Annotated in this window: 1 pseudogene; it reads right to left on the reverse strand. The window is 56.3% G+C overall.

The window, feature by feature from the left end:
• Window positions 1–588, reverse strand: a pseudogene (locus ACXJKH_RS21920) (hypothetical protein); the annotation flags it as partial.

A 588-nucleotide genomic window follows, 5' to 3' on the forward strand; every position in this document is an offset into this window, starting at 1 on the left:
GCTGTCAGTTGCGTAGAGCCGTGAATTGCGTGAGGTGGGGGCGTTGAACTGCGTCGTCAATCCGTCCGTTTGATGCAATAGATTGGAAAGGGAAAGTGTTAGTTTGCTTTTCTTGTCCAGCTTGAGGGTCGCGTAGACATCGAGCGTGCGCCCAGGCGAAGTTCCCGTGCTCCAGAATTCGCTGACCCGGGTGAAGCTCTTGCCGCTATAGGAAAAGTCAAAGCCCGTTGAAAAACTATCTGAAGCAACCCACTCCGCCCCTATCGTTCCGCTGAAGGGTGTCTGGGTAGCTAGGTGGTTGTCGGGGCCCGGCACGCTGTCGACGCTCGACCAGTTGCGAGTCAGGTTGCCGTGGAACTGAATGTTTTCGTCGGTTTTGATCAGGTCCTGCAGCGAGAATTTTGCCTCCAGCGTAATGCCATGGGTGCGAGCCTGTCCTGCATTGACCGGCATCGATATCCAGATGCCGTCCTGCTCGAACAGTCTGTTGATGGTCACCTCGTCTATCCGACGCGCGTAAGCGCTGAGGCTGATCATCGCGTTCTCGCCAAAATAACGCTCGTAGGCTGCGTCCACGCCCCAGGCGAT

The sequence above is a fragment of the Stenotrophomonas sp. P5_B8 genome, from assembly GCF_054049855.1.